Source organism: Xenorhabdus miraniensis (genome assembly GCF_002632615.1).
On sequence record NZ_NITZ01000104.1, the window covers coordinates 1 to 653 of the forward strand.

The 653-nt window shown below is 48.7% G+C and carries 1 protein-coding gene; it reads left to right on the top strand.

Annotation, left to right across the window (positions count from 1 at the left end):
- Positions 1-653 (top strand): IS110 family RNA-guided transposase (locus Xmir_RS22250; RefSeq protein WP_145956964.1); only part of this gene is annotated, 653 nt, incomplete at both ends.

Below are 653 nucleotides of genomic sequence, written 5' to 3' on the forward strand. Positions count from 1 at the left end.
GTCGATATTGCAAAACATCTGATGCAAATTCATTTTGTAGATGAATATACCGGGGAAGTCATTGATAAACAGCTACGCCGTGATGATTTTTTAACGTTCTTCAGTCACCGGCCGCCTTGTCTGATTGGCATGGAAGCCTGTGGTGGTGCTCACTATTGGGCGAGGGAGCTGAGAAAGCAGGGGCATGAGGTACGTTTGCTTCAGGCCCGGTTTGTCAGGGCATTCCGGATGGGAAACAAAAACGACGTTCAGGACGCCCGGGCTATTTGGCAGGCGGTTCAGCAACCCGGTAAATCGGTCGCTATCAAAAACGAAGAACAACAGGCTATTTTGTCATTACACCGGATGCGTTACCAATTAGTGAAATTCAGAACCGCGCAAATCAATGCGCTGCATGGCTTGTTGCTGGAATTCGGTGAAACCGTGCATAAGGGCAGGGTCTCACTGGATAAAGCCATACCCGAGGTGCTTGAGCGGCTAAGGGAAAAGCTGGCACCTTTCCTGCTCGATTTGCTTGAAGAGCAATACCACCGTTTGAACGAAATCGATGAACAAATTGAACAAGTGGAAAAACAACTAACAGCGTGGGCAAAACAGAATGCCGATTGTCAGCGGATCCTGAAAATTCCCGGTATCGGTGTCCTGATTGCCAC